This window comes from Burkholderia sp. A2 (genome assembly GCF_001729305.1).
Taxonomy (GTDB): domain Bacteria; phylum Pseudomonadota; class Gammaproteobacteria; order Burkholderiales; family Burkholderiaceae; genus Burkholderia; species Burkholderia sola.
The window spans coordinates 1-22,714 of sequence record NZ_LZXX01000124.1; the positions used below are offsets into that span (position 1 = coordinate 1).

Annotated in this window: 25 protein-coding genes; 15 read left to right on the plus strand and 10 right to left on the minus strand. The window is 64.6% G+C overall.

All coding sequences use genetic code 11. The features are described 5' to 3' along the window. The first annotated feature begins 350 nt into the window (after positions 1–350). From A9Z05_RS27810 to A9Z05_RS27850, 9 genes are all read left to right on the plus strand, one after another. Positions 351–1,259 carry a DMT family transporter gene (locus A9Z05_RS27810; protein ID WP_069620922.1) on the plus strand — a complete coding sequence of 303 codons (909 nt, stop codon included), beginning with the start codon at positions 351–353 and terminating at the stop codon, positions 1,257–1,259. 112 nt (positions 1,260–1,371) lie between these two features. Next, complete coding sequence (locus tag A9Z05_RS27815; protein ID WP_069620923.1) at positions 1,372–1,956, plus strand: TIGR00645 family protein; 585 nt, start codon at positions 1,372–1,374, stop codon at positions 1,954–1,956. 43 nt (positions 1,957–1,999) lie between these two features. Continuing rightward, the gene (locus tag A9Z05_RS27820; protein ID WP_059528380.1) at positions 2,000–3,523 is read left to right on the plus strand and encodes a fumarate hydratase; all 1,524 of its coding nucleotides are present in this window, start codon (positions 2,000–2,002) and stop codon (positions 3,521–3,523) included. A 193-nt stretch (positions 3,524–3,716) separates the two neighbouring features. Next, positions 3,717–4,193 carry a bacterioferritin gene (gene bfr / locus A9Z05_RS27825; protein ID WP_006478315.1) on the plus strand — a complete coding sequence of 159 codons (477 nt, stop codon included), beginning with the start codon at positions 3,717–3,719 and terminating at the stop codon, positions 4,191–4,193. Between the two features lie 34 nt (positions 4,194–4,227). After that, positions 4,228–5,085, plus strand: a complete 858-nt coding sequence (murI, locus tag A9Z05_RS27830) for a glutamate racemase (protein WP_069620924.1) — start codon at positions 4,228–4,230, stop codon at positions 5,083–5,085. Between the two features lie 149 nt (positions 5,086–5,234). Further along, complete coding sequence (locus tag A9Z05_RS27835; protein WP_006482749.1) at positions 5,235–5,471, plus strand: bacterioferritin-associated ferredoxin; 237 nt, start codon at positions 5,235–5,237, stop codon at positions 5,469–5,471. A gap of 218 nt (positions 5,472–5,689) precedes the next feature. Next, entirely contained in the window at positions 5,690–6,421 is a 732-nt protein-coding gene (locus A9Z05_RS27840; RefSeq protein WP_069620925.1) for an energy transducer TonB, read from the plus strand. A 35-nt stretch (positions 6,422–6,456) separates the two neighbouring features. Further along, positions 6,457–7,191 carry a MotA/TolQ/ExbB proton channel family protein gene (locus A9Z05_RS27845; RefSeq protein ID WP_006483875.1) on the plus strand — a complete coding sequence of 245 codons (735 nt, stop codon included), beginning with the start codon at positions 6,457–6,459 and terminating at the stop codon, positions 7,189–7,191. Between the two features lie 13 nt (positions 7,192–7,204). Next, a complete protein-coding gene (locus tag A9Z05_RS27850) occupies positions 7,205–7,633 on the plus strand; it encodes a biopolymer transporter ExbD (RefSeq protein WP_006478310.1) in 429 nt (142 codons plus the stop codon). A gap of 392 nt (positions 7,634–8,025) precedes the next feature. Here A9Z05_RS27850 and A9Z05_RS27855 read toward each other — a convergent pair whose 3' ends face one another. Next, positions 8,026–9,000, minus strand: coding sequence for a LysR substrate-binding domain-containing protein (locus A9Z05_RS27855; protein ID WP_050018189.1), 975 nt, complete (start codon positions 8,998–9,000; stop codon positions 8,026–8,028). A gap of 121 nt (positions 9,001–9,121) precedes the next feature. Here A9Z05_RS27855 and A9Z05_RS27860 point away from each other — a divergent pair, with 121 nt between their 5' ends. The 3 genes from A9Z05_RS27860 (at position 9,122) to hemP (ending at position 10,960) form a co-directional block, all read left to right on the plus strand. Next, on the plus strand, positions 9,122–9,994 hold the full coding sequence (locus A9Z05_RS27860) for a pirin family protein (protein ID WP_069620926.1): 873 nt from the start codon (positions 9,122–9,124) through the stop codon (positions 9,992–9,994). A 97-nt stretch (positions 9,995–10,091) separates the two neighbouring features. Then, a complete protein-coding gene (locus A9Z05_RS27865; RefSeq protein ID WP_069620927.1) occupies positions 10,092–10,574 on the plus strand; it encodes an SRPBCC family protein in 483 nt (160 codons plus the stop codon). Positions 10,575–10,714: 140 nt separating this feature from the next. Next, positions 10,715–10,960, plus strand: a complete 246-nt coding sequence (gene hemP / locus A9Z05_RS27870) for a hemin uptake protein HemP (protein WP_069620928.1) — start codon at positions 10,715–10,717, stop codon at positions 10,958–10,960. Positions 10,961–11,235: 275 nt separating this feature from the next. Here the strand turns inward: hemP and A9Z05_RS27875 are convergent, their stop codons facing one another. From A9Z05_RS27875 to uvrB, 5 genes are all read right to left on the minus strand, one after another. Then, the gene (locus tag A9Z05_RS27875; protein ID WP_069620929.1) at positions 11,236–12,633 is read right to left on the minus strand and encodes a 4Fe-4S binding protein; all 1,398 of its coding nucleotides are present in this window, start codon (positions 12,631–12,633) and stop codon (positions 11,236–11,238) included. After that, positions 12,630–13,472: an FTR1 family protein gene (locus A9Z05_RS27880; RefSeq protein ID WP_069620930.1), complete on the minus strand. Its 843-nt coding sequence runs from the start codon at positions 13,470–13,472 to the stop codon at positions 12,630–12,632. The genes A9Z05_RS27875 and A9Z05_RS27880 overlap by 4 nt, the downstream gene beginning before the upstream one ends. Positions 13,473–13,530: 58 nt before the next feature. Further along, positions 13,531–13,863, minus strand: a complete 333-nt coding sequence (locus A9Z05_RS27885) for a cupredoxin domain-containing protein (RefSeq protein ID WP_069620931.1) — start codon at positions 13,861–13,863, stop codon at positions 13,531–13,533. 55 nt (positions 13,864–13,918) lie between these two features. Next, positions 13,919–14,470, minus strand: a complete 552-nt coding sequence (locus tag A9Z05_RS27890) for an iron transporter (RefSeq protein ID WP_006483880.1) — start codon at positions 14,468–14,470, stop codon at positions 13,919–13,921. 226 nt (positions 14,471–14,696) lie between these two features. Then, positions 14,697–16,787 carry an excinuclease ABC subunit UvrB gene (gene uvrB, locus A9Z05_RS27895; RefSeq protein ID WP_069620932.1) on the minus strand — a complete coding sequence of 697 codons (2,091 nt, stop codon included), beginning with the start codon at positions 16,785–16,787 and terminating at the stop codon, positions 14,697–14,699. A 259-nt stretch (positions 16,788–17,046) separates the two neighbouring features. On the opposite strand from uvrB, the gene A9Z05_RS27900 reads away from it, so the two are divergent. Beyond that, on the plus strand, positions 17,047–18,246 hold the full coding sequence (locus tag A9Z05_RS27900) for an amino acid aminotransferase (RefSeq protein WP_006478300.1): 1,200 nt from the start codon (positions 17,047–17,049) through the stop codon (positions 18,244–18,246). 116 nt (positions 18,247–18,362) lie between these two features. Here A9Z05_RS27900 and A9Z05_RS27905 read toward each other — a convergent pair whose 3' ends face one another. Next, positions 18,363–19,151: a 3-hydroxybutyrate dehydrogenase gene (locus A9Z05_RS27905; RefSeq protein ID WP_069620933.1), complete on the minus strand. Its 789-nt coding sequence runs from the start codon at positions 19,149–19,151 to the stop codon at positions 18,363–18,365. Between the two features lie 164 nt (positions 19,152–19,315). On the opposite strand from A9Z05_RS27905, the gene A9Z05_RS27910 reads away from it, so the two are divergent. Then, the gene (locus tag A9Z05_RS27910; RefSeq protein WP_069620934.1) at positions 19,316–20,287 is read left to right on the plus strand and encodes an aldo/keto reductase; all 972 of its coding nucleotides are present in this window, start codon (positions 19,316–19,318) and stop codon (positions 20,285–20,287) included. Between the two features lie 111 nt (positions 20,288–20,398). After that, complete coding sequence (locus tag A9Z05_RS27915) at positions 20,399–21,244, plus strand: 23S rRNA (adenine(2030)-N(6))-methyltransferase RlmJ (RefSeq protein WP_069620935.1); 846 nt, start codon at positions 20,399–20,401, stop codon at positions 21,242–21,244. A gap of 14 nt (positions 21,245–21,258) precedes the next feature. On the opposite strand, the gene A9Z05_RS27920 is transcribed toward A9Z05_RS27915, so the two are convergent. The 3 genes from A9Z05_RS27920 to cueR all read right to left on the minus strand — a co-directional run bounded on the left by A9Z05_RS27920 (position 21,259) and on the right by cueR (position 22,507). Continuing rightward, the gene (locus tag A9Z05_RS27920) at positions 21,259–21,594 is read right to left on the minus strand and encodes a hypothetical protein (protein WP_069620937.1); all 336 of its coding nucleotides are present in this window, start codon (positions 21,592–21,594) and stop codon (positions 21,259–21,261) included. A 146-nt stretch (positions 21,595–21,740) separates the two neighbouring features. Further along, the gene (locus A9Z05_RS35430; RefSeq protein ID WP_006478295.1) at positions 21,741–21,887 is read right to left on the minus strand and encodes a DUF3563 family protein; all 147 of its coding nucleotides are present in this window, start codon (positions 21,885–21,887) and stop codon (positions 21,741–21,743) included. A 215-nt stretch (positions 21,888–22,102) separates the two neighbouring features. Next, positions 22,103–22,507 carry a Cu(I)-responsive transcriptional regulator gene (cueR, locus tag A9Z05_RS27925; protein WP_069620936.1) on the minus strand — a complete coding sequence of 135 codons (405 nt, stop codon included), beginning with the start codon at positions 22,505–22,507 and terminating at the stop codon, positions 22,103–22,105. Positions 22,508–22,714 lie beyond the last annotated feature (207 nt).

Genomic DNA, 22,714 nt, shown 5'->3' on the forward strand with positions numbered 1-22,714 from the left:
GTTTCGTGAAGAACCGATTCAATCGCAGACATCGACAACCCCTTGGTGAACATGAATCCTCTGCATGGCGGCGCGATCGTGTGCGCCGCGCGTCGTCTTGGCCGGCGCTTGCGCGCCGCTGTCTCCCACCATCCGCACGCGGCCGCGAAGCCTGCGCACGATGCTGCACCGCACCACCTCACACGAACGTGACCCGCGGCCCGGCAGTTTCCACGATAAGCGCTCCAACTTACCCGTCACTTACGCGGCATGGCCGTTTCGTGCGCCGGGCGCGCCGCATCGAGCGCGGCTTTACGCTGTTACGACCGCGACCCTACAATCCTAACTGAACTCGCCTTCCGGATTCCAGCTTGAATCGCTACGCCTTCTTCCTCATCCTGTCGATGCTGTTCGTCGGCAGCAACGTCGGCATCGGTAAATCCATCGTTGCATCCGTCCCGGTCGCCATCCTCGCCACGCTGCGCTTCGTGATCGCGATCGCCGTGCTGTGGCCGCTGTTCAGTCCCGTGAAGATGCGCGCGGTCAAGCGCGGCGAATGGCTGAACCTGTTCCTGCAGGCGTTCTTCGGCACCTTCATGTTCACGCTGCTGATGCTCAACGGCGTGCAGCGCACGAGCGCGGTGGCCGCGGGCGTCATCACGAGCACGATCCCGGCGATCGTCGCGCTGTTCGCGTGGCTGATCCTGCGTGAAAAACCGAACGGCCGTGCGCTCGTGTCGATCGCGCTCGCGATCGTCGGCGTCGTGACGATCAACCTCGCGAATGGCGGCGCGGCCGGCCACGGCGCGCAGGGCGACGCGTCCGGTTCGCTGACCGGCAACCTGCTGATCCTCGGCGCGGTGTGCTGCGAATCGATCTACGTGATCCTGTCGCGCCGGCTCACGCAAACGCTCGCACCGATCGACATCTGCGCGTATACGCACCTGTTCGGGCTGTTCCTGATGCTGCCGCTCGGCGCGACGGCGCTGTGGCACTTCGATTACGCGAGCGTGCCCACCGGCACCTGGGCGCTCGTCGTCTGGTACGGGCTGTCGGCCAGCATCTTCTCGTTCTGGCTGTGGATGAAGGGCATCCGGCACGTGCCGGGCAGCCTCGCCGGCGTGTTCAGCGCGGTGCTGCCGATCGCTGCGGCCGCGTACGGCATCGCGTTCCTCGGCGAGCGCCCGACGCTCGCTCACGGCATCGCGCTCGCGTGCGTCGTCGCCGGCATCGTGCTTGCGAGCCTGCGCGAGAAACGCATGCCGGCCGCCGCTTCCTGATCCGTCCCCGGCAGTGCCGGCGCGTCGCTGCAGCGGCGCCGGCCGACGCGTTACAATAGCGCGCCTTTTCAAGATTACCCCCGATACCTGCGCACCGCGCCCGTACCCCGACATGTCCGCCCCGCACTCGCCCGGCCATCCTGGCCGCCGCCCGCTTCGCCCCCTTCCCGCGCTGATTTTCATGAGCCGCTGGCTCCAGGTGCCGCTTTACCTCGGCCTGATAATCGCGCAGGCCGTCTATGTGTTCCTGTTCCTGAAGGAAGTCTGGCACCTGCTGTCGCATGCGACCGGTCTCGACGAAATCAGCGTGATGCTCGCCGTGCTCGGCCTGATCGACGTGGTGATGATCTCGAACCTGCTGATCATGGTGATCGTCGGCGGGTATGAAACGTTCGTGTCGCGGCTCGGCATCGAGGGCCACCCCGACGAGCCCGAATGGCTCGACCACGTGAACGCGGGCGTGCTGAAGGTCAAGCTGTCGATGGCGCTGATCAGCATTTCGTCGATCCACCTGCTGAAGACCTTCATCAACCCCGACCAGCACACGACGCACGCGATCATGTGGCAGGTGCTCATCCACGTGTCGTTCCTCGTGTCGGCGCTCGTGATGGCGTGGGTCGACCGCCTGACGACGCATACGCACCCGGCCCATTTCCACGAGACGCATGCGCCCGCGGCGTCCCGACCGGCGGCCTGAACCGTCGGCAAACCATTTCCACTGTCCCCACAGAGTCTCAGCCATGACCGTCATCAAACAGGAAGACCTGATCCAGAGCATCGCGGATTCGCTGCAGTACATCAGCTACTACCACCCGCTCGACTACATCCAGGCCCTCGGCCGCGCGTACGAGCTGGAAGAGAGCCCGGCGGCGAAGGACGCGATCGCGCAGATCCTCACGAACAGCCGCATGTGCGCGGAAGGCCGTCGCCCGATCTGCCAGGACACCGGCATCGTGACGATCTTCGTGAAGGTCGGCATGGACGTGCGCTGGGACGGTGCGACGATGGGCCTCACCGACATGATCAACGAAGGCGTGCGCCGCGGTTACACGCATCCGGACAACGTGCTGCGCGCGTCGATCGTCAATCCGCCGGAAGGCGCCCGCAAGAACACGAAGGACAACACGCCGGCCGTGATCCACTACGAGATCGTGCCGGGCGACAAGGTCGACGTGCAGGTCGCGGCGAAGGGCGGCGGCTCGGAAAACAAGTCGAAGTTCGTGATGCTGAACCCGTCCGACTCGATCGTCGACTGGGTGCTGAAGACGGTCCCGACGATGGGCGCCGGCTGGTGCCCGCCGGGCATGCTCGGGATCGGTATCGGCGGCACCGCCGAGAAGGCGATGCTGATGGCGAAGGAATCGCTGATGGAGCCGATCGACATCCAGGAAATCATCGCGCGCGGCCCGAAGGACTGGGTCGAGGAACTGCGCGTGGAACTGCACGAGAAGGTCAACGCGCTCGGCATCGGCGCGCAGGGCCTCGGCGGCCTCGCGACCGTGCTCGACGTGAAGATCATGGCGGCGCCGACGCACGCGGCCTCGAAGCCGGTCGCGCTGATCCCGAACTGCGCGGCCACGCGCCACGCGCACTTCGTGCTCGACGGTTCGGGCCCGGCCAAGCTTGAAGCGCCGTCGCTCGACGCCTGGCCGAAAGTGCAGTGGGAACCGAACACGGAAACCAGCAAGCGCGTCGACCTGAACACGCTGACGCCGGAAGAAGTCGCGAGCTGGACGCCGGGCCAGACGCTGCTGCTGTCGGGCAAGATGCTCACCGGTCGCGACGCCGCGCACAAGCGCATCGCCGACATGCTCGCGAAAGGCGAGAAGCTGCCGGTCGACTTCACGAACCGCGTGATCTACTACGTCGGCCCGGTCGATCCGGTGCGCGACGAAGTGGTCGGCCCGGCCGGCCCGACGACGGCCACGCGCATGGACAAGTTCACCGAGACGATGCTCGCTCAGACGGGTCTGATCTCGATGGTCGGCAAGGCCGAGCGCGGCCCGGTCGCGATCGACGCGATCAAGAAGCACAAGGCGGCCTACCTGATGGCGGTCGGCGGTGCGGCCTACCTCGTGTCGAAGGCGATCCGCGGCGCGAAGGTGCTCGCGTTCGAAGACCTCGGCATGGAAGCGATCTACGAGTTCGACGTGCAGGACATGCCGGTGACGGTGGCCGTCGATTCGTCGGGTACGTCGGTGCACCAGACGGGTCCGAAGGAATGGCAGGCGAAGATCGGCAAGATCCCGGTCGCCACCGCTTAAGCGCGATCGAACGAAAGGCCGGACGGACGTCCGGCCTTTTTACTTCTCATTCTCATTATTGTGCTCGGCCGGTTGTTCAAGGCTGATTCTCATTACCCGCAAAAGGCAGGCCCGACAAGGCTTCGAGGCTTGGCTTTTCTCGTTCGAGCGATTATCGTTCGGTTTCTGAAGCCCCACTGAACAAGGAACAGCCATGCAAGGCGACAAGAAAGTCATCGAATATCTGAACGCCCAACTGAAGAACGAACTCACGGCGATCAACCAGTACTTCCTGCATGCGCGCATGTACAAGCACTGGGGCCTCGACAAGCTCGGCAAGCACGAATACGACGAGTCGATCGGCGAAATGAAGCACGCCGACTGGCTGATCGAGCGCGTGTTCATGCTCGACGGGCTGCCGAACCTGCAGGACCTGCACAAGCTGCTCGTCGGCGAGGAAACCGAAGAGATCCTGAAGTGCGACCTGAAGCTCGAGCAGATCTCGCAGTCCACCTGCAAGGAAGCGATCGCCTACTGCGAATCGGTTCGCGACTACGTGTCGCGCGAGATCTTCGAAAAGATCCTCGACGACACCGAAGAGCACATCGACTGGCTCGAAACGCAGATCGACCTGATCGGCAAGGTCGGCCTGCAGAACTATCAGCAAACGATGATGGGTTCGGCCGAGTAATCGCGCCACCCGCCAACTCGCCGCCCGCCTGACGATGACGAACCCGTCCGCCGCACCCGCACCGCGCGCCACCGCCCCTGTCGGCATCTTCGACTCGGGGCTCGGCGGCCTGTCGGTGCTGCGCGCCGCGCGCGCACACCTGCCCGACGAATCGTTCGTCTACGTCGCCGACTCGCACCACGCGCCGTATGGCCCGCGCGACGAGGCATTCATCACGGAACGCACGCTGGCAATCGGCGAGTGGCTCGCCCGCGAAGGCGCGAAAGCGCTCGTGATCGCGTGCAACACGGCCACGGCACGGGCAATCGCGGCCATCCGCGAACGCCTGTCGATACCGCTCGTCGGCGTCGAGCCGGGCATCAAGCCGGCCGCCGCGCTGTCCACGACCGGCGTCGCGGGCGTCCTCGCGACGCAATCGACGCTGAACAGCCCGCGCTTCCAGGCGCTGCTCGATCGCTACGGCGCGGGCCGCCGCTTCATCTGCCAGCCCGGCCACGGGCTCGTCGAAGCGATCGAACGCGGCGACACGGGCTCGCCCGCGTTGCGCGCGTTGCTCGAGCGTTACATACAACCCATGCTCGACGACGGCGCCGATACGCTGGTCCTCGGCTGCACGCATTACCCGTTCTTCACAGACACGATTCGTGACCTTGTTGGCGAACGCCTGACGATCGTCGACACGAGCGATGCCATCGCGCGCCAGCTCGCGCGGGTGCTCGACGAGCGCGGTCTGCGCGCGCCGGCCGGCACGCATGCCGCGCCGCCCCGCTTCTGCTCGACGAGCGACGGCCTGCAACTGCGTGCGCTCGCGTCGACGCTGCTCGGCCTCGATGCGCCGGTCGAATCCGTCACCATTTCCTCGCCGAACGCGCACGCCTGCGCGACCGCCTGACGCGGGCCGGCGCGCCGTTCCAGCGGCGACCTCGCCTTCCTCCGCCGTTTCAAGGGTCCGATGACCTTAAAAAAAGCCGACCCAGGCTTGTCAACCTCTGCAAAATTAATGATAATAATTCGCATTAACGTTAGCTATCGCAACTCATCATGATCGTCTGCGTGTGCAAGTCTGTTTCGGATCGCAAGATTCGCGCGTCCCTCGCCGAGGGCGTGAACTCTTTCGATGAACTCCAGTTCGAGCTCGGCGTGGCCACGTGCTGCGGCAAGTGCGAGGAGTCCGTACGCGACCTCATGGCCGAGCAAGGCGTCTGCGCGAGCCGTTGCGGTGTCGAGCATCATGCGCATCCGATTCCGGTCACGTTCTACGACCGCAAGGCCGCCTGAGCGGCGCCGAGCGTGCGCATGCGGCCCAGGCCGCATTTTTTGTTTTGACCGTCAGCAAGCCACCGTCTGCGCGAGCCAACGGCTTACCTGCCAAGGAGCCTGTGATGGAATTGCTGATCGGATTCGTAACCACCGTTTGCATCTCGCTGCTGATCTTCCGCAAGTGATGCCGATTCACCCGCCGCGCCCCGGGTGCGACGTCGTTCTTTCAAGCTAACATGCAGGCTTCGCATCTCGCTCCTGCCGGCGCCATGCCGGCTGCACCACGTATGAATCCCCGAGTGATCGTCGTCGCGGTCGGTGTGCTTGCCGCACACGCGATCATGCTGACGGCCGCGTGGCTCCATCGCAACGCGCCGCCGCCGAAATCGGTCGAGGTCCAGACGATCACCGCGCAGCTCATTACGCCCGCGCCGATCGCGCAGCAGGTCGCGGCCGAGTCGATCCCGCAGCCGGCACCGCCGAAGCCCGTGCCGCGCGTGAAGCCGAAGGTCGAGCCGAAGCCGGTGCAAAAGGCGGCGAAGCCGACCCCGCAGCCGGTTGCGCCGTCGCCGGCCCCGTCGCCCACACCCGCTCCCGCTGCCGATCCAACGCCGGCGCCGGCCGCGCCCGCTCCCGCGGCACCGGCCGCCACGCCGGGCCCGGCGCGCGAAACGATGCAGGTCAGCGCACCGAAGAACGTGCCGACGCTCCAGTGCGATTTCGTGAAGCCCGACTATCCGTCGATGTCGCGCCGCCGCGGCGAATCGGGCACCGCCTATGTTCACTTCGTCGTCGGCGTGACCGGCAAGATCGAAAGCATCGATCTGCAGAAGAGCAGCGGTTATCCGCGCCTCGACGATGCCGCACTCGACGCGATGCGCTCGACCACCTGCCGCCCGTACGTCGAGAACGGCCAGGCGATCCGCGCCGCCCGCACACAGCCCTACAGCTTCGGGCTCACCGACTAACCTGCCTCATCCGGAAGATTCAAAGGAAACAAAAAATGCAAAGCTACGGTATCGCGCACGTCTGGGCGCAAGGTGATTTCGTCACGCGCGCCATTGCGATCACGCTGCTCGTGATGTCGGTCCTGTCGTGGATCGTGATCGTCATCAAGGGCTGGAACGTGATCCGCCTGAACCGCCTCACGAAGAATGCCGAGCAGGCATTCTGGCATTCCGACAATTTCGACGACGGCATCAAGAAGCTCGGCCTCGCCGCATCGACGCCGAACGACAACCCGTTCCTCGCGCTCGCGCTGTCGGGCAAGGAAGCCGCCGACCACCACCACCAGACGCAACCGCACCTGCACGACCGCATGGACGTATCGGACTGGGTCACGCGCTGCCTGAAGGACACGATGGACGAAGGCATTTCGCGCATGCAGAGCGGCCTCGCGATCCTCGCATCGGTCGGCAGCACTGCGCCGTTCGTCGGCCTGTTCGGCACGGTCTGGGGCATCTATCATGCGCTGCTCGCGATCGGCGCCACCGGCCAGACGTCGATCGACCAGGTCGCGGGCCCGGTCGGCGAATCGCTGATCATGACGGCCTTCGGCCTGTTCGTCGCGATTCCCGCGGTGCTCGGCTACAACGCGCTGACCCGCGCGAACAAGGGCGTCGTCAGCAAGCTGCGCCGCTTCGCGCACGGCCTGCATGCGTACTTCGTGACGGGCGCGAGCCTCGCGTCGTCGTCGACGCGCGACGGCCTGCGTCTCGCATCGCGCGCCGCCAGCTGAGACGAGGTGAACCATGGCCATGAACACCGGTTTCAGCGACGATGACGACGATGCCGTGATGAGCGAGATCAACATGACGCCGCTCGTCGACGTCATGCTTGTACTCCTGATCATTTTCCTCGTGACGATCCCGGCGATGCAGCATGCGGTGAAGATCGACCTGCCGCACGCCAGCAGCCAGCCCGTCGACGAAAAGCCGCAGACCGTCGACGTCGCGATCCAGGGCGACGGCACGATCCTGTGGGACGACCACACGGTCACGCGCGAACAGTTGCAGGCACGCATCGCGGAAGCCGCGAAGCGCACGCCTCAGCCGGAATTGCATCTGCGCGCGGACCGCAAGGTCGCCTACGAACACGTCGCGGAAGTGATGTCGGATGCGCAAGCTGGCGGCCTGACGAAGCTCGGCTTCGTGACGGAGCCCGGCGCAAAAGCGAAGTAACGCGCGCAGGCTCCGTCGTCGCCAGCGCCCCTGCGCACACCTGACCGGTCGCACCTAGCCGGTCGCGCACAAAGTAAAAGGCCTTCATCGCCAGATGAAGGCCTTTTTTCATGCGCACGCGGGCGCCTTCGGGCGGCGGGCTCTTCGGCGGTATCGGTTACGCCTCGAGCAACGCAAATGCGACTCTGCCGTGGTCTGCACGGACTGCGCGTTCTGCCCTATCTGGCTCGCAATATATGCGGCCACCTGATTTCGCTCAGAACTTCCTTCACGAAATGGGATTTCAATATAGGCCCGCCCGCGCACGCATTCAAGGTTCCAGCGATTGAAACTTGCGATTGCCGGCGACGCTTCAATGACAAAACAAATTTGCGTCGTCGTGCATGCCGTGTTCAGGTGGCCGAAACATCGGCCGCCGTTTCCTTCTTCGCGCGCTCGGGGCAACCCGGCTCCTTGTATGCGCCATGGTCAAGCTTCTCGACCAGGTAATCGACGAACGCACGGACCGCGGGCGGCATCCCCTGACGCGACACGAACACCGCATACAGCTGCGGCACCGGCAGCGTCCAGCCCGGCATCACCGGCGACAGTTGCCCCGCGCGCAACGCGTTGCCGTACATCATCTCCGGCAGCGCGGCGATGCCGAGGCCATCGAGCACCGCCTCGCGGATCGTCATCAGGTCGGCGGTCACGAGACGCGGATCATGCTCGTGCACATGGCGCGTTCCGTCCGGCGCGATCAGGTTGAAGACGTGCCGGCCGTCGACGCTCGGCGTATCGAGCGTCTCGAAGCCGGTCAGGTCGTCCGGCGCCAGCGGCGGTGCGTTCTGGCTCAGCAGGCTCGGCGCGCCGACCAGCATCTGCTCGGTGCGCCACAGCGGCCGCACGACGATGTTCGCGTTCTGCGGCGGCTCCGAACGCACGCGCAACGCGACGTCGATCGAATCCTCGAACAGGTCGATCACGCGATTCGTCACGCGCACATGCACCTTCACTTCGGGATAGCGGCGCAGGAATTCGGGCAGGATGCGCGACAGCATTGTCTGCGACAGCGTCACCGGCACGCTGACGCGCACCGAGCCGCGTGGCGACGCGCGCAACTGCTGCACCGCGTTCATCGCGGCCCGCGCTTCGGCGAGCATCGCCTGGCAATGCTGGTAGAACAGCTCCCCCGCCTCGGTCAGTGCGAGCTTGCGCGTCGAGCGCTGCAGCAGGCGCACGCCGAGCGCGGCCTCGAGCTCGGTCAGGCGCCGCGACAGACGCGATTTCGAGATGCCCAGCACGCGTTCGGCGGCCGAGAAGCCACCATGTTCGACGACCTGCGAGAAGTACATCAGGTCGTTCAGGTTATGTGCATCGATATTCATCTCATCGTTCCAATTTCAGAACAATCCATTGCGAACCGCCGCAAATCGCCTGGTAAAACGCCCAATATAATAGCGCTATGTTTCGAAAATAACGCTATTCCGATGATTTCGAGGGCTTCCCATGACCACCGCTCGCTCGCTTGATCGCACCTACCCCGCGCTTCGCACCACCGAAGGCGGCGGTTTCGTGGTTCACCGCCCATTCCCGACGCGACTGCTGATGGATTTCGATCCATTCCTGCTGCTCGATGAAATGGGCCCGGTCGACTACGCGCCCGGCGAAGCCGTCGGCGCGCCCGACCATCCGCATCGCGGCTTCGAGACCGTGACCTACGCGCTCGATGGACGCTTCCGTCATCGCGACTCGTCAGGCCATGCCGGCACGCTCGGCCCCGGCGACGTGCAGTGGATGACGGCGGGTGCCGGTGTCGTGCACAGCGAGATGCCTGACCCGGCGTTCGCCCAAGCAGGCGGGCGTTCCCACGGCTTCCAGCTGTGGGTCAACCTGCCGCGGCGCGACAAGATGATCGCGCCGCGCTACCAGGAGATCCCGGCCGCCCGCATTCCGACCGCGACATCGCCGGACGGCCGCGCACGCGTGCGCGTCATCGCCGGAGAAGCATTCGGCGTAAAAGCCGCGATCGAGACGCGCACGCCGATCCTCTATCAGCACTTCACGCTGGAGCCCCGCGCAACCGTCACGCAGCCCGTGCCGGCCGGTTATCGCGTGTTTGCCTATCCGATCGACGGAACGGGCCTCTACGGGCCCGACAGGCAGGCTGTCGACGCACGGCACATGATCGTCTACGGCGACGATGGCGATGTCGTCACATTCGCTGCCGGCGACACGGCGCTCGACCTGCTGCTGATCGGCGGCGTGCCGCTCAACGAGCCGATCGTCCGTTACGGCCCGTTCGTGATGAATACCGAGGAAGAGATTCGGCAGGCTGTCGTCGACTATCAGACCGGTCGCATGGGTCGCATCGAAGCGTGAATCGGATCGGGCGGCAGGTGCCGCGACGCCGGTGGTTTTGCGTCACAATAACTTCTTGAACCACGTGGCCACCCGCCACCAGAAGGAACCCGTCCCCTTGAACTTCGAACATCTGATCCAGATCAATTCCGACGATCCGGCCGTGCCGACCCTCAACCGCGACCAGCTCTGGGAAGGTCTCGTGCTGCGTGCGGAACAGCCGCAACTGTTCGTGATCGGCCTCGACAGCTGCGTCATCCGCGAACGGACCGACACGACGCTCGAACGCGAGCTGCACTACGGCCACGCGACCGTGCGCGACCACGTGACGTTCACGCCGAACCAGCAGGTCCGCTACGACATCCGTGCGGCCGATGGCGAGATCGGCGGCTCGCTGACGATGACGATCGAGGAGCGCGACGACCACGAGCTGTTCCTGCGTTTCGAATACCGGACTACGCTGACGGTCACCGACGACAGCGAAGAAGCGCGACAGACCCACGGGATCGTCAAGGAGGCGTACCGCACGTCGGACATCGACACCGTTCGCCTGATCCGCGAGTACGCGCAGGGCCGCAAGGACCCCGATCCACTGCACTGAACCGGGCGGCGGCCTGCGGGGCCGCCGCTTTGACTCAAGCTATCAGACCAGACGAATCGATCGATAAAGAGTTTTTGTAAATGGGAATAGTTATCATTTAGAATTCATTCCATCGTATCGACAGTCACCGATCAAACCGAATGACCGACACCATGCGCCCGACCACGCTGACCCTGCGCCGCGCCGCCGGCACCGCAGCCAGCAGCCGTCAGAAGACGGCAGCGGTCACCACGCCGGCGAAGCCCGCCGGCAACCGCGATGCAGGCACGCGGGTCGTCAACAGCGATGCGCTGCTGCAAGGCCAAAGCCACGTCAGCATCGCGCACAACGGAGAGACTTATCAGTTGCGCGCCACGCGGCTCGGCAAACTGATCCTGACGAAGTAACGACCGAGTATTGTGGGGACCACCTCCCTGAGAGGTGTTGGGCAGTAGCCAGCGTAACGGCTTGCACGCGAGATCTAGACCCCTTCGTGCAAACACACTCAAGCAGCCGTTGCAGCAAGCCAAGCCACTTTTTTGGTTCTCGCACCAGGAAGAAAAAAGCGACACGTCGACGGACGTGTCGCTTTTTCGTTTGGGCAGCCCATGCGCGAAGCACGCCGCCCGGGTGTCGTGGCTGCCGCCGATGCGCGGCAGCGAGAAGCGGCATGCGTGCCGCTTCAGAATCCCCAGAACATCAACCACCATGCGCTATCGACGACGGCCAGCCCGACGGCGAACCACGCGAACGCCGCGAGCCGGCGCGGCCACGCCGCATAGCGCCCGGCCACCTTCCACGCGAGCCACGCACTCCATATGTTGGCGCCGACCAGAATCGCGATGCGCACATCGGTAGCCCAACCAAGCGGCACATGCTCGGCGCGCAGCAGCGACAGCGTCGTGGCCGACAGCCCGAGGAACACGCCCGCGCCCGCGATCGGGATCAGCGCCTGGGCGAGGTGATGCAGACGCACGCGATCGAAGCGGCCGAGCATCAGCGTGGCGCCGGCCAGCAACACCAGCAGCGCCGTGCCGTACACGAGCCCCGTGCCGACGATGTAGCTGACGACCAGTCCGCCATCGAGCCAGGAGAACACGTCGTTGCGATCCGGGTAGTGCGTGAGCAGGAACCACGGCGCATTGGTCTCGAGCGGCCACGTGATGTCGTGATCGATCAGCCAGCCCGCGAGCCATTGCTTGATCTGCACGAACCACGGGCTGACGGTCCAGTGGAACGCGCCGATCGCCACGCCGAGCAGTCCGTACAGGATCAGCGCGGTGTCCCACGGGTTGGCCCGCTCCGCACCGAGATTCACGACTTCGTCGGACGGCGAGCGCAGCGACAGCGAAATCGCGTCGCGGTGCCCGCTGCAGCGGCCGCACATATGGCAATCCGCCGCGCCCTTCATATTGCGCAACGGCACGAGCGGCGCGCAGTTGATTGGAATCACGCGATGGCCGTGCTCGCCGTTCTTGTACGAACGGCGCCACGCATCCTCGTCGACCTTGTAGCGCATCGGCGCCAGCCGCGCGAGCAGCCCGAACACGCCGTTCACCGGGCACAGATACTTGCACCACACGCGCTTCTCGCGGCCGTACAGCACGCCGATCACGATCGCGCCGACGGTCGAGCCGCCGAGCACGAACAACACCGCGAGCGGGTACTGGTACACGCTCACCATCTGCCCGTAGATCGTCGTGATGCCGAACGCGACGAACGGCCAGCCGCCCCACCGAATCCAGCGCGGAATCGGGCCGCCGCGACCGAATTTGCTCGCATATTCGGTGAGCGCGCCCTCCGGACACAGCACGCCGCACCACACGCGGCCGAGCATCACCATCGACAGCAGCACGAACGGCCACCAGATGCCCCAGAACGCGAACTGCGCGATGAGCGTGAGGTTGTTCCACAGATGCGCGGAATCGTCCGGCAGCGGCAACACCGCCGGCACGATGATCAGGAACGCGTAGACGGCGACGACGATCCACTGGATACCGCGGATCAGCGCACCGTGGCGCTGCATCCACTGGCCGGCCTGCGCGAGCCAGCCCGGCTTGACGGCGGCGACAACGCTCATGCCGCGCGACCCGCTGCGACGGCCGGACGGCGGCTCGCGCGCTTCATCAGCAGCCAGACGATCGCCCAGTACACCGCATAGGCGACCAGGTTGGTCAGCGCCGGATGCGCGCGATAACCGGTCAGCGTCGCGACGAGCGAACCGAAGGTGCCCGAATCATCGAGGATCGCGGACGTGTCCCACACCTGCGAGATGCCGAGCGGCAGGATTTCCTTGTCGATCAGCTTGTCGACGCCGGTCTGGAACAGGCCCGCGCCGAGGAACAGCAGCATCACTTCGGTCACGCGGAAGAAATGCCGCCACGAGAAGTACTTGCCGCCGAGCTGCAGCAGATAGAACGTGAGGAACGCGAGGCCGAGACCGATCACGACCGCGAGCATCTGGCTGCCATCGACGTGGCCCGACTGGCCGAAACCGAGGCCGTACAGGAAAATCACCGTCTCGCTGCCTTCGCGGGCGATCGCGAGCGCGACCAGCACGGCGACGCCCCACCAGTTCGAATCGCGCGTGCTTTGCTGCAGCGACTGCTCCATGTCGCGCTTCAGCGTGCGGCCGTGCCGGCGCATCCACAGCACCATCTGCACGATCAGCACGCACGCGATCAGCACCATCGCCGTCTGGAAATAATCCTGCGCGTCTCCGGACAGCACTTCGGTGAACCCGACCAGCGCGGCGCCGAGGCCGACGGCCATCAGCAGGCCGACGCCGACGCCGGCCCAGAGGAAAGGCAGGCCGCGGCGCGCGTCATCGTCGCCGTTTTTCAGCCATGCATAGAGAATGCCGACGACGAGTAGCGCTTCCACGCTCTCCCGCCAGACGATGAACAAGATCTGACCCATCGATACCTCCTGACGCACGGGGCAAGGGACTGGCGCGCCCGCGCGCAGATAAAACGCGTTACTTCGCGACGATCACGCCCTGTGCCTGCTGGTGGAAATCGTCGAAAAACTTGTATTCGCCCGGCGACAGCGGGGCGACGACCACGAACGAGTCGGCGCCCGGCGCGAGCACCTTCTCCTTGCGCAGCTGCACGCTCTCGAATTCGGCGGCGCCCTTGCCGGTGTTCCTGATCTCGATCTTGAAACGCTGACCGGCCGGCACTTCGATGCGGGCGGGATTCAGCTTGCCATCCGTCATCTCGAGCTTGAACGTCGGCAGATCGGCCGCGTGGGCCACGCCGGCAAGCCACAGCGCAGCGGCTGCGGCGACGATTTTCTGGGGAATTTTCATTCTGGGTTCTCTACGCCGACGGCGCGCCGAAGCGCGCCGTTCGTGATGCCACCGATCAGTAACCGCCCTTCTTGCCGATACCGGCGAACGGGAAGTCGTACTCGAGCGTGATGGGCTTGAACCAGGGACCCACGCCCGTTTCCTTGTCGACGTGGCGACCGAACGCCATGTGACCGGACTGCATCGGCGGCTTGACCACCATCGTCAGGTGGTACTTGCCGGGGCCGGCGAGCTTCACGTTGTCGCCGTAGTGCGGGCCGTCGCTCGCGACCATGCCCATCAGGTCGCCTTCGGCCTTCCACTTCGTGTCGCCCTGCTTCGTCAGCTTGTACGTAACCTGCAGGTACGGCATCCAGTCGCCTTCCGCGAAACCGGTCGGGTTGTTCTTGACCGCATGGATGTCGGCCTCGAGGTGGATGTCGGAATCCGACGCCTTGCGCATCATGCCTTCCGGGTCCATCGTGATCGGCTGCAGATACACCGCGCCGATTTCCATGCCGCCCTGGATCTGCTGCTTGCCGATCGGATACTCGGCAGCCGAGGCCGACATCGCGGCCAACGCCGCCGCTACCGCAACCGTCGTGCGGATGAACGAAGAACCCAACATGGACACTCCTTGTTATTTGTCTGACTATCTTGACGACATGCGGGCCGCCGCCGGGCCGCCCGCTGGAAACACTAACGCGACGAAGAACGTTAATGCGAACTATTCTCAATACATGGGGAGTTTAGCACCGAACCCGCTCCGGAACAAACGAAGAGCGCTGTAAACCCCTGATCCGACAAGGCTTACAGGCGCTTTACCAAAAGGATTCGGTGACGCTTGGAAAGATTTACCGCCCGCCGCTGATGTGGTCGCCGACGTTCGCGCCGAACACGCGTTCGCGCAGCACGGCAAGCTGGTCGCGGGTCGCGGCGGCCTTCTCGAATTCGAGATTCTTCGCGTAGTCGGTCATCTGCTTCTCGAGACGCTTGATCTCCTTCGCGAGCTGCTTTTCCGACATGTCCTCGAATTTCGCCCGCTGCTGCGCCTCCTTCAGCTCCGCGCGCGCGTCGTCGGCGTTGTAGACGCCGTCGATGATGTCCTTGATACGCTTCACGACGCCGCGCGGCGTGATGCCCATCTTTTCGTTGTAAGCGATCTGCTTCGCGCGGCGCCGCTCGGTTTCGCCGATCGCGCGCTTCATCGACTCGGTCATGTTGTCCGCGTAGAGGATCGCCTTGCCGTTCACATTCCGTGCGGCGCGGCCGATCGTCTGGATCAGCGAGCGCTCGGCGCGCAGGAAGCCTTCCTTGTCCGCGTCGAGGATCGCGACGAGCGACACTTCGGGAATGTCGAGGCCCTCGCGCAGCAGGTTGATCCCGACCAGCACGTCGAACGTGCCGAGCCGCAGGTCGCGGATGATCTCGACGCGCTCGACCGTGTCGATGTCGCTGTGCAGGTAACGCACCTTGACGCCATGGTCGGCCAGGAACTCGGTCAGCTGTTCGGCCATGCGCTTCGTCAGCACGGTGATCAGCACGCGCTCGCCGGCTTTCACGCGCGCGTTGATCTCGGTCAGCACGTCGTCGACCTGCGAGCTCGCCGGCCGCACTTCGATTTCCGGATCGACGAGGCCCGTCGGTCGCACGACCTGCTCGGCGATCTGCCCCGTCACGCGCTTCTCGTAGTCGGCCGGCGTCGCCGACACGAACACGACCTGACGCATCTTGCGCTCGAACTCGTGGAACTTCAGCGGCCGGTTGTCGAGCGCCGACGGCAGGCGGAATCCGTAATTGACGAGGTTTTCCTTGCGCGCGCGGTCGCCGTTGTACATCCCGTTCAGCTGGCCGATCAGCACGTGCGATTCGTCGAGCAGCATCAGCGCATCGGGCGGCAGGTAGTCGACGAGCGTCGGCGGCGGATCGCCGGGCGCCGCGCCCGAGAAATGCCGCGAATAGTTCTCGATGCCCTTGCAGAAGCCGAGCTCCTGCAGCATCTCGAGATCGAAGCGCGTGCGCTGCTCGAGGCGCTGCGCCTCGACGAGCTTGCCTTCGCGATGGAAGAACTCGAGCCGTTCGCGCAATTCGTCCTTGATCGTTTCGACCGCGCGCATCACGGTGTCGCGCGGCGTCACGTAGTGCGACGACGGATACACGGTGAAGCGCGGAATCTTCTGCCGCACGCGCCCGGTCAGCGGGTCGAACAGATGCAGCGTCTCGACCTCGTCGTCGAACAGTTCGACGCGCACGGCCATTTCCGCGTGTTCGGCCGGGAAGATGTCGATCGTGTCGCCGCGAACGCGGAACGTGCCGCGCTGGAAATCCTGCTCGTTGCGCGTGTATTGCATCGCGATCAGTCGCGCGATCACGTCGCGCTGGCCGAGCTTGTCGCCAGTGCGCAGCGTCAGGATCATCTGGTGGTATTCGGACGGATTGCCGATACCGTAGATCGCCGACACCGTCGCGACGATCACCACGTCGCGCCGCTCCATCAGGCTTTTCGTCGCCGACAGCCGCATCTGCTCGATGTGCTCGTTGATCGACGAATCCTTCTCGATGAACAGGTCGCGCTGCGGCACGTAGGCCTCAGGCTGGTAGTAGTCGTAGTACGAGACGAAATACTCGACCGCGTTGCGCGGGAAGAACTCCCGGAACTCCGCATAAAGCTGGGCCGCGAGCGTCTTGTTCGGCGCGAACACGATCGCCGGGCGGCCGAGCCGCGCGATCGTGTTGGCCATCGTGAAGGTCTTGCCCGAGCCGGTTACGCCGAGCAGCGTCTGGAAGGCAAGGCCGTCGCCGACGCCTTCGACGAGCGTGTCGATCGCGGTCGGCTGGTCGCCCGCGGGCGGATAGGGCTGGTAAAGCTGGAACGGCGACCCTTCGAAAGTGACGAATTTGGATTCATCGAGCGCGTCGCCGACTTCGGCATGATGTTCGGACATGGAATGCGGCCGGAGCAAGGGCAAAGAAAGCATTCTAGCGCTTCGTGGCCAAGCGAACTGCTGTCGACTCCTGACGCGCGGCGGCCGCCCGAAATCGCGATCCGTCGCCCTGATCGCGACGGAATCACCGCCCCCGCCAGCACGAATTCGCTACAATGTCAGGCTGCTGCGCTTCCCGGCGTCGCGCCGTGGGCGCGGTCCATTGCACCCGCCCCGCCGGTTGAAAGCCTGACCCTCTTTTCACTACTGCCGAATCATCATGTCGCTCTTCTCCGCTGTCCAGCTTGCTCCCCGCGACCCGATCCTGGGCCTGAACGAAGCCTTCAACGCCGATGCGCGTCCGACCAAGGTCAACCTCGGCGTCGGCGTGTACACGAACGAAGACGGCAAGATTCCGCTGCTGCGCGCGGTTCGCGACGCGGAGAAGGCGCGTGTCGAGGCCGGCCTGCCGCGTGGTTACCTGCCGATCGACGGGATCGCCGCCTACGATGCGGCCGTGCAGAAGCTGCTGCTCGGCAACGACTCGCCGCTGATCGCGGCAGGCCGCGTGGTCACGGCCCAGGCACTGGGCGGCACCGGCGCGCTGAAGATCGGTGCCGATTTCCTGCGCACCCTGAATCCGAACGTGAAGGTCGCGATCAGCGATCCGAGCTGGGAAAACCACCGCGCGCTGTTCGAAGCGGCCGGCTTCGAGGTCGTCGCGTACCCGTATTACGACGCGGCCACCAACGGCGTGAACTTCGAAGGCATGCTGTCGGCGCTGAACGGCTACGCGGCCGGCACGGTTGTCGTGCTGCACGCGTGCTGCCACAACCCGACCGGCGTGGACCTGACCGAAGCGCAATGGCAACAGGTCGTCGACGTCGTGAAGGCGCGCAACCTCGTGCCGTTCCTCGACATGGCCTATCAGGGCTTCGGCGAGAACATCGAAGCCGATGCCGCTGCCGTGCGTCTGTTTGCCGCGGCCGACCTGAACGCGTTCGTGTCGTCGTCGTTCTCGAAGTCGTTCTCGCTGTACGGCGAGCGCGTCGGCGCGCTGTCGATCATCACGTCGAGCAAGGAAGAAGCCACGCGCGTGCTGTCGCAACTGAAGCGCGTGATCCGCACGAACTACTCGAACCCGCCGACCCACGGCGGCGCAGTGGTCGCAGCGGTGCTCGCATCGCCGGAACTGCACGCTTCGTGGGTGCAGGAACTCGGCGAAATGCGCGATCGCATCCGCGCGATGCGCAACGGCCTCGTCGAGCGCCTGAAGGCGAGCGGCGTCGATCGCGACTTCAGCTTCATCAACGCGCAGCGCGGGATGTTCTCGTATTCGGGCCTGACCTCGGCACAAGTCGATCGCCTGCGCGACGAATTCGGCATCTATGCGGTCGGCACGGGCCGGATCTGCGTCGCCGCGCTGAATACGCGCAACCTCGACGCGGTTGCCAATGCGGTCGCCGCAGTCCTGAAGTAAACGGCGCCGGGCGGCGGCCGTCACCGGCCCCGCCCTGCCGACATGAAAAACGCGCTCCACGGAGCGCGTTTTTTTGCAGGCCAGCGCGGCGGGCGACGACAGCGCCCGCACCCGCGTTACTGCATGAACCAGCCGTGGCTGACGACGAACGATTGGCCGGTGAGCGCGGCGCTCGGGAATGCCGACAGGAACAGCACCGTCTGCGCGACGTCCTGCACCGTCGTGAACACGCCGTCGACCGTGTTGCCGAGCATCACCTTCTTGATCACGTCCTCTTCGCTGATGCCGAGTTCCTTCGCCTGCTCCGGAATCTGCTTGTCGACCAGCGGCGTGCGCACGAAGCCCGGGCACACGACGTGCGAGCGAACGTTGTGCTTCGCGCCTTCCTTCGCCAGCACGCGCGCGAGACCCAGCAGCCCGTGCTTGGCCGTCACATACGCGGACTTCAGCGGCGACGCCTCGTGCGAGTGCACCGAGCCCATGTAGATCACGACGCCGCCGCGATCATCCTTGTACATGTGCTTGAGCGCGGCCTTCGTCGTCAGGAACGCGCCGTCCACGTGGATCGCCTGCATCTTCTTCCAGTCGGAGAACGAATAGTTCTCGATCGGGTTGACGATCTGGATGCCCGCGTTCGACACGAGGATGTCGACCGAGCCGAACGCCTCGGCCACCTTGTCGATGCCGCTGTTCACGGCGTCCTCGTTGGTCACGTCCATCGCGACGCCGATCGCCTTGCCGCCTGCCTTGTTGATCTCGTCGGCCACCGCGTTCGCGCCGTCCTGGTTCAGGTCGGCGATCGCGACGGCCGCGCCTGCCTTGGCCAGCTCCAGCGCGATTTCCTTGCCGATGCCGCTCGCGGCGCCCGTGACGACTGCGGTCTTGCCGCTCAGATCTGCTGCCATGTCCGTCTCCTCCCGTTATCGGATCGATAAAACACGCGCCCGTCGCATCCGCGCTCATCGCGAAATCGCATCGGCGTGCCAGCCGTCATTGTGCACGATCGGCCCCGCCGTTCGTGCGCAAAACGTCTAAGCTTAAGGTCGGTTCCGTTCAGCAGGAGAGTCTCATGCACTATCGACGACTAGGCCGCTCCGGCCTGCAGATCAGCGCGCTTTCCCTTGGCTCGTGGGTGACGTACGGCAACCAGGTCGACCAGCGGGTCGCGCGCGAATGCCTCGCCGCGGCACGCGACGCGGGCGTCAATTTCTTCGACAACGCCGAGGTCTACGCCGGCGGCAAGTCCGAGGAAATCATGGGCCAGGCGCTCAAGTCGCTGGACTGGCCGCGCGTCAGCTATATCGTGTCCACGAAATTCTTCTGGGGGCTCGCGGAAGCCCCGAACCAGTATCACACGCTGAACCGGAAATATCTGCTGAACGCGATCGATGGCTCGCTGCGCCGGCTGCAGCTCGACTATGTCGACCTCGCCTATTGCCATCGCCCCGATCCGCATACGCCGATCGAGGAAACCGTCTGGGCGATGAGCGACATGATCGTGCGCGGCAAGGCGCTGTACTGGGGCACGTCGGAATGGAGCGCCGACGAGATCCGCGCGGCATGCGAGATCGCCGAGCGGCATCATCTGCACAAGCCGGTCGTCGAACAGCCGCAGTACAACCTGTTCCACCGCACCCGAGTCGAGCAGGAATATGCGCGGCTCTACGACGATTACGGCCTCGGCCTCACGACCTGGAGCCCGCTGGCGTCGGGCCTGCTCACCGGCAAGTACCGCGACGGCGTGCCGGCCGGCAGCCGCGCGCAGTTACAGGGCTACGACTGGATGCGCGAACGCCTGACCGATCGGGCCGCCAACGACATCGTCGAACGGCTCGGCGAGATCGCGGCCGAACTCGGCTGCAGTACCGGCCAATTGGCAATCGCATGGGTGCTCGCGAATCCGCGCGTGAGTTCGGTCATCACGGGCGCATCGCGGGTCGACCAGATCGGTGACAACATGCGCGCGCTCGACGTTGCAGCGAAGCTGACGCCGGAGGTGAAGCAACGCATCGAGGCGGTGGTCGGCGACGCGTACGAGTAAGGCGACGCGCAGCCACTCGCGTACAATACGCGGCCGCATCGGCACCCGGTCTGACGGCCGCGCGCGATCGACCGCTTTCATCGATTCACCTTTCGTTTCAGGCAATCCGCCATGCTCAGTTATCGTCACGGTTTTCACGCAGGCAATCACGCGGACGTGCTCAAGCACGCCGTCGTCGTCCAGCTGCTGCGCTACCTGAACAAGAAAGACAAATCGTACTGGTACATCGATACGCACGCGGGCGCCGGCGTGTACTCGCTACGCGACGGTTATGCAGCGAAGACGTCGGAATTCGATACCGGCATCGGCCGGCTGTGGAACGAAAAGAACCTGCCGGAGGCGTTGGGTGACTATGTGGACGAAGTCCGCGCGCTGAACGACGACGGCGAACTGCACTTCTATCCGGGCTCGCCGTACATCGCATGGCGGTCGATGCGCGAGCAGGATCGTATGCGCCTGTTCGAAATGCACACGACGGAAATCGATGTGCTGCGCCACAATTTCCGCGATGCGGGGCGACGTGCGATGATCTTCGCCGGCGACGGCTTCGAAGGTATCAAGGCGCTGCTGCCGCCGCCGCCGCGACGCGCACTCGTGCTGATCGATCCGTCCTACGAGGACAAGAAGGATTACGCGCGCACGGTGAGCTGCGTGACCGAATGCCTGAAGCGTTTCGCGACCGGCTGCTATGCGATCTGGTATCCGCAGGTCACGCGGACAGAATCGCAGCGCTTTCCCGAGCAGTTGAAGCGCCTGCAGCCGAACAACTGGCTGCACCTGACGCTGACGGTATCGAATCCGCCGACCGACGGACTGGGCCTCTACGGTAGCGGGATGTTTATCCTGAATCCCCCGTATACGCTCGCCCAGAGCATGAATGAGGTACTGCCCTACCTGGTCGAGAAGCTCGGACAGGATAGCGGCGCCCGCTGTCAAATCGAGCACCGCGGAAACTGACCGGGCGACGGTCGTTACGGCTGCGGCCTGGGCGCGAGCCTCGGCTGGTTGGCCGGCTGCCCGCCCCACGCGGGAACATTGATATACGGCGCGACGAACAGCGGAACCGACGCGTTCGGCCCCTGCCCGGCCGGAGCCCGCATGCCTGCCGGTTCGACGATCGGCTCCGGCGACAACGGCGCCGTCTGCAACACCAACCCGCCCTTGCCGTCCTGGATACCGCGCTGCGTATCGAGAACGAGCGGCCTGGACGACGTCGCGGCACCAGCCGCGACGCCCTGGATGAGCACGACTGCGCCCAGAACGAGACGCGCGCGAGCACTGCGACGCACATCGAAACGCAAACCCATGATCGTGTCCTTCACAATGAAAAGCAGGTCCACACCATAGCGCTGCACCGACGATTTCGCCAGATCCGGCGCACAAAAAACAAAGCCCCGTCAATACGGGGCTTGCTTATCGTGCGGTGCCGCGCGGCACCTGACGGCGACTCTGATTACAGCGAGTAGCCGTTGGTTTCGAGCGAGCGGATGCGGCTCTCGAGCTGGACGATGTCCGACGACGTGGCGAGGTAAGCCTCACGGCGCTCACGTTCTGCGGATTCGAACCAGTTGCTCAGCTTTTCAACGATGTAGGCGATCATGACGTTCTCCAAGGAAGAGGGACCCCTGGTGAATCGAGATTCAGGGATTTCCCGTATAGGGTTATCCCGAATTATAGCGACGCCGCACCAATATGCTAGTGAAAAACTTGCATGGAGATCATTCCAAACTGGAATGAAGAGGAGCGGACCGCCTCCAACTCATTGATTTTTAATGACATGTCCACTTTGCCCGTTTTGAGGCTCGAGCACACGCACTAATTTGGTTCACTGACGGGGTCGGCCAAGCGCGCCAAAATCGGGCACTCAGGCCGCCCGTCACCATGGCAGTGCGCAGCCAGATCGGCCAGCGTGTCGCGCATGTCGCTCAGTTCCGCGATGCGTTTGTCGAGTTCGGCCACGTGCTCAAGTGCGATCGATTTCACTTCTGCGCTGGCGCGTGAACGATCCTGCCAGAGCATCAGCAGCTTGCGGATGTCCTCGACGAGAAAGCCGAGTCGTCGGGCCTGACGGATGAACCGGAGGATATGGATTTCGTCCACGCCGTAGATACGGTAGCCGGCATCGGTACGCTTGCTCGGGGCCAGAAGGCCGACCTGTTCGTAGTACCGGATCATTTTCGCGCTGACTCCGGATTCGCGCGACGCGTCGCCGATATTCATTCCCGCCCCTCTCCATCAAGCCCTGGTTTCGAACACGACCATCGACGGATGCCATCGTCGACGATACGTCGATCGTATCAAATCGCGGGGCTTCGTTCCGGGGAGAAGGGTTGACAGCAGATGATCTGACGTTGCGCGCACGCCGTGGGGTTGCGAGGAATGGGGGCGCTTCGCCACATGCTTTTGAGGACGCCGAAATGCAAAAAC

Excerpts from the sequence above, each read along its gene's own strand:
- A9Z05_RS27815 (WP_069620923.1), top strand. The coding sequence starts at position 1,372 with ATGTCCGCCCCGCACTCGCCCGGCCATCCTGGCCGCCGCCCGCTTCGC.
- A9Z05_RS27820 (WP_059528380.1), top strand. The coding sequence starts at position 2,000 with ATGACCGTCATCAAACAGGAAGACCTGATCCAGAGCATCGCGGATTCG.
- bfr (WP_006478315.1), top strand. The coding sequence starts at position 3,717 with ATGCAAGGCGACAAGAAAGTCATCGAATATCTGAACGCCCAACTGAAG.
- murI (WP_069620924.1), top strand. The coding sequence starts at position 4,228 with ATGACGAACCCGTCCGCCGCACCCGCACCGCGCGCCACCGCCCCTGTC.
- A9Z05_RS27835 (WP_006482749.1), top strand. The coding sequence starts at position 5,235 with ATGATCGTCTGCGTGTGCAAGTCTGTTTCGGATCGCAAGATTCGCGCG.
- A9Z05_RS27840 (WP_069620925.1), top strand. The coding sequence starts at position 5,690 with ATGCAGGCTTCGCATCTCGCTCCTGCCGGCGCCATGCCGGCTGCACCA.
- A9Z05_RS27845 (WP_006483875.1), top strand. The coding sequence starts at position 6,457 with ATGCAAAGCTACGGTATCGCGCACGTCTGGGCGCAAGGTGATTTCGTC.
- A9Z05_RS27850 (WP_006478310.1), top strand. The coding sequence starts at position 7,205 with ATGGCCATGAACACCGGTTTCAGCGACGATGACGACGATGCCGTGATG.
- A9Z05_RS27855 (WP_050018189.1), bottom strand. The coding sequence starts at position 9,000 with ATGAATATCGATGCACATAACCTGAACGACCTGATGTACTTCTCGCAG.
- A9Z05_RS27860 (WP_069620926.1), top strand. The coding sequence starts at position 9,122 with ATGACCACCGCTCGCTCGCTTGATCGCACCTACCCCGCGCTTCGCACC.
- hemP (WP_069620928.1), top strand. The coding sequence starts at position 10,715 with ATGACCGACACCATGCGCCCGACCACGCTGACCCTGCGCCGCGCCGCC.
- A9Z05_RS27875 (WP_069620929.1), bottom strand. The coding sequence starts at position 12,633 with ATGAGCGTTGTCGCCGCCGTCAAGCCGGGCTGGCTCGCGCAGGCCGGC.
- A9Z05_RS27880 (WP_069620930.1), bottom strand. The coding sequence starts at position 13,472 with ATGGGTCAGATCTTGTTCATCGTCTGGCGGGAGAGCGTGGAAGCGCTA.
- A9Z05_RS27885 (WP_069620931.1), bottom strand. The coding sequence starts at position 13,863 with ATGAAAATTCCCCAGAAAATCGTCGCCGCAGCCGCTGCGCTGTGGCTT.
- A9Z05_RS27890 (WP_006483880.1), bottom strand. The coding sequence starts at position 14,470 with ATGTTGGGTTCTTCGTTCATCCGCACGACGGTTGCGGTAGCGGCGGCG.
- uvrB (WP_069620932.1), bottom strand. The coding sequence starts at position 16,787 with ATGTCCGAACATCATGCCGAAGTCGGCGACGCGCTCGATGAATCCAAA.
- A9Z05_RS27900 (WP_006478300.1), top strand. The coding sequence starts at position 17,047 with ATGTCGCTCTTCTCCGCTGTCCAGCTTGCTCCCCGCGACCCGATCCTG.
- A9Z05_RS27905 (WP_069620933.1), bottom strand. The coding sequence starts at position 19,151 with ATGGCAGCAGATCTGAGCGGCAAGACCGCAGTCGTCACGGGCGCCGCG.
- A9Z05_RS27910 (WP_069620934.1), top strand. The coding sequence starts at position 19,316 with ATGCACTATCGACGACTAGGCCGCTCCGGCCTGCAGATCAGCGCGCTT.
- A9Z05_RS27915 (WP_069620935.1), top strand. The coding sequence starts at position 20,399 with ATGCTCAGTTATCGTCACGGTTTTCACGCAGGCAATCACGCGGACGTG.
- A9Z05_RS27920 (WP_069620937.1), bottom strand. The coding sequence starts at position 21,594 with ATGGGTTTGCGTTTCGATGTGCGTCGCAGTGCTCGCGCGCGTCTCGTT.
- A9Z05_RS35430 (WP_006478295.1), bottom strand. The coding sequence starts at position 21,887 with ATGATCGCCTACATCGTTGAAAAGCTGAGCAACTGGTTCGAATCCGCA.
- cueR (WP_069620936.1), bottom strand. The coding sequence starts at position 22,507 with ATGAATATCGGCGACGCGTCGCGCGAATCCGGAGTCAGCGCGAAAATG.